This window comes from Acinetobacter sp. UBA3132, from assembly GCF_002364825.1.
In the GTDB taxonomy this organism is placed as follows: domain Bacteria; phylum Pseudomonadota; class Gammaproteobacteria; order Pseudomonadales; family Moraxellaceae; genus Acinetobacter; species Acinetobacter schindleri.
In genome coordinates this window covers 1-3,711 of the sequence record NZ_DEZM01000220.1, presented here as the reverse complement: position 1 = coordinate 3,711, position 3,711 = coordinate 1, and the positions used below count along the sequence as shown (strand labels likewise).

Genomic DNA, 3,711 nt, shown 5'->3' with positions numbered 1-3,711 from the left:
AAAATAAATTATAAAAAATAAATTATAAAAAATAAATTATAAAAAATAAAAAAACCCCGAACGAATCGGGGTTTTTGATACTTAACCGAAATTAAGAATTTTCACGAGCAATTGCACGGTAACCAATATCTTTACGATATTGAACGCCGTCGAAAGTCACTTTTTGGCAAAGTTCTAATGCTTTTGCTTGTGCTTCACCAATAGTATTACCCAGTGCAGTCACGCAAAGTACACGACCGCCAGCAGTCACGATATCGCCATTCTCAAGTGCTTTCGTACCTGCATGGAACACTTTCGCATCTGCCATTTCAGTGTCTAAACCTGAAATCACATCGCCATTACTAGACGTTTCAGGGTAGCCACGAGATGCAAGCACGATACCGACAGTTTTACGTTCATCCCATTCAGCTTCCGTAGGAAGATTACCTTCGATACCTGCTTGAACCAAATCAACTAATGATGATTTTAAACGCATCATGATTGGCTGAGTTTCAGGGTCACCAAAACGACAGTTAAACTCGATTACTTTAGGTTGACCTTGTTCATCAATCATCAAACCAGCGTATAAGAAACCTGTATATACATGACCGTCTTTCTTCATGCCTTCAACAGTTGGACGCATCACTTCATTCATTGCTTTTTCAAAAACGTCTGAAGTTACAACAGGAGCAGGAGAGTAAGCACCCATACCGCCAGTGTTTGGACCTTGGTCGCCTTCAAAAATACGCTTGTGGTCTTGTGAAGTGGCCATCGGCAAGATGTTGTCACCATCAATCATACAAATGAAAGATGCTTCTTCACCTGCAAGGAATTCCTCAATCACAACACGAGAACCTGCATCCCCAAATTTGTTGCCTGCAAGCATGTCATCAATGGCATCGAATGCTTCTTGATTGGTCATCGCAACGATTACGCCTTTACCTGCAGCAAGACCATCCGCCTTGATTACGATTGGCGCGCCATTTTTCTCAATAAATGCTTTAGCCGCATCGACTTCCGTGAACACGTCATAGAAAGCAGTTGGAATGTTATGGCGTTTTAAGAAGTGCTTCGCAAATGCTTTAGAGCCTTCCAGTTGTGCAGCAAATTGCGTTGGACCCCAAATTTTTACACCCGCTTCACGACAAGCATCCACAACACCATTTACAAGCGGTGCTTCAGGGCCGACAATAATCAGTTCAACTGCATTGTTTTTGGCAAAATCAATAATCGCAGGGTTGTCGAGAATGTCTAAAGCGACATTTTCACATTTATTTTCAGTTGCAGTACCTGCATTACCTGGCGCTACAAAAACTTTTGTAACTTGATCGTCTTGTGCGATTTTCCACGCCAATGCATGCTCACGACCGCCACTACCCAAAACTAAAATGTTCATCTTTAGAATAATCCTCGAAAATGAAATTCCCAAAGCCTAATTCGGCTTAAAAATCATTAACATCTTAACGCAAGATGCAAATCAATACAGACATAATAAACCCCCCTTATAGAAAGGAGGGCTTATTTTTAAATTTTACAACTTAGTGGCGGAAATGACGCATGCCAGTGAACACCATTGCAATACCAGCTTCGTCAGCTGCTGCAATCGTTTCTTCGTCACGCATAGAACCACCCGGCTGAATAATGCATTTGATACCTGCTTTTGCAGCGTTATCAATACCATCGCGGAATGGGAAGAATGCATCAGACGCCATTACTGCACCCTCAACGACTAAACCTGCATGTTCAGCTTTGATAGCAGCAATACGAGCAGAGTTCACACGGCTCATTTGGCCAGCGCCTACACCGATCGTTTGACGGTTTTTCGCATAAACAATCGCATTAGACTTTACGTATTTCGCTACTTTCCAGGCAAAGATCATGTCGTCAATTTCTTGTTCAGTTGGTGCACGCTTCGTCACAACTTTAAGATCATCTTTCGTAATCATGCCTAAGTCTTGATCTTGAACTAACAAACCGCCGTTTACGCGTTTGTAGTCAAGTTGTGCAGCACGTTCGTCAATCTTCGGAAGTTCGCCACATACTAGTACGCGTACATTCTTCTTCGCACCAGTGACTTCAAGCACGCCTTCAGCAACGCTAGGAGCGATGATTACTTCAACAAATTGACGGTCAACAATTGCTTGAGCAGTTTCAACATCTAATTCACGGTTGAATGCAATAATGCCACCGAATGCAGATTCAGGGTCAGTTGCATAAGCCAAGTCATAAGCAGTTTTGATACCGTCTAAAGATACTGCAACGCCACATGGGTTGGCATGTTTAACGATGACACAAGCAGGCTTCACAAATGATTTAACACATTCAAGTGCAGCGTCTGTGTCCGCAATGTTGTTATAAGAGAGTTCTTTACCTTGTAACTGTTTTGCAGTTGAAACAGAAGCTTCAGTTGCAGCTGGATCTACATAGAATGCAGCAGACTGATGCGGATTTTCACCGTAACGTAAGTCTTGAGCTTTGTTCAATTGTGTATTGAAAGTACGCGCGAATTTGTCAGCCTGACCTTCCTCGACACCTACGCGAGCGCCTAAGTAAGATGCGATCATACCATCGTATTGCGCAGTATGTTCAAATGCTTTCACTGCCAGGTCAAAACGGGTTGCATAAGATAAAGCACCCTCAGCTTTAAGCTCAGCAATTACCATTGCGTAGTCAGATGCATTCACTACGATACCGACAGAAGCATGGTTTTTTGCAGCAGCACGAACCATAGTTGGACCACCGATGTCGATATTTTCGATCGCATCAGCAAGTGAACAGTTTGGTTTTGCTACAGTCGCAGCAAATGGATACAGGTTAACAACAACAAGATCGATCGCATCGATGTTGTGTTCAGCCATCACTGCTTCGTCTAGACCACGACGGGCCAGAATGCCGCCATGAATTTTTGGATGTAGTGTTTTAACACGGCCGTCCATCATCTCTGGGAAACCAGTGTGCTCTGAAACTTCAACTACAGCGACATTATTGTCTTTCAACAATTTATATGTACCGCCAGTAGATAAAATTTCTACCCCTAGAGCAGCAAGGTTTTGTGCAAACTCAACAATACCGGTTTTGTCGGAAACAGAGATTAAAGCGCGTTTAATAGTCATGATCTTCGTCACAGTTACCAAGGAACAGATTAAATCTAAATAGCTAATTTACAGTCAAAAAAAATGCCTGCGATTAACGCAAGCATTTTATCATTTATTCACTCATTAAACCGTGTGCTTTTAACTTTTTACGCAAAGTACCGCGGTTTAAGCCGAGAATTTCAGCAGCGCGGGTCTGGTTACCACGCGTATATTCTAGAACTACAGATAGAAGAGGCTTCTCCATTTCTGCCAGCACCATGTCATACACCTGAGAAGGTTGCTCGCCTTGCAGTTGTGCAAAATAGTGGCGAACTGCGCGATCTACGTGAATACGAAGAGCGACATCAGATTGTGCAGTAAAAATAGGAGATTTGCTATTCATGCGAATTAATCCGAAAAATCAAATACCACTTGGGTAAAGTGATATATAAAAGTGGTCTATAAATTAAATGAGCTTCTGTTTTAGATCCTAAAACAGAAGCTCTAAAACATGGTCATTACATTGAGCATGTAGCTTGACACATCTCAGCCAGTTGGTCGAAATATAAGCGTAACAATTGTTAAATTTTTGTTACCGACCAAAAATCAAACAAAAAAATCTGCATGATACGCAATAAGTGTTAGAGCGCATTAGCAA

The 3,711-nt window shown here is 42.0% G+C and carries 3 protein-coding genes; all 3 read right to left on the bottom strand.

Annotation, left to right across the window (positions count from 1 at the left end):
* Nucleotides 1–91 precede the first annotated feature (91 nt).
* The 3 genes from purD to fis all read right to left on the bottom strand — a co-directional run bounded on the left by purD (nt 92) and on the right by fis (nt 3,456).
* Nucleotides 92–1,375 (bottom strand): phosphoribosylamine--glycine ligase, encoded by a 1,284-nt coding sequence (gene purD, locus B4033_RS12055; protein ID WP_286834289.1) that lies wholly within the window; start codon nt 1,373–1,375, stop codon nt 92–94.
* A 142-nt stretch (nt 1,376–1,517) separates the two neighbouring features.
* Nucleotides 1,518–3,092 carry a bifunctional phosphoribosylaminoimidazolecarboxamide formyltransferase/IMP cyclohydrolase gene (gene purH / locus B4033_RS12050; RefSeq protein WP_286834286.1) on the bottom strand — a complete coding sequence of 525 codons (1,575 nt, stop codon included), beginning with the start codon at nt 3,090–3,092 and terminating at the stop codon, nt 1,518–1,520.
* A 94-nt stretch (nt 3,093–3,186) separates the two neighbouring features.
* Nucleotides 3,187–3,456, bottom strand: a complete 270-nt coding sequence (fis, locus tag B4033_RS12045; RefSeq protein WP_001086304.1) for a DNA-binding transcriptional regulator Fis — start codon at nt 3,454–3,456, stop codon at nt 3,187–3,189.
* Nucleotides 3,457–3,711: the final 255 nt, after the last annotated feature.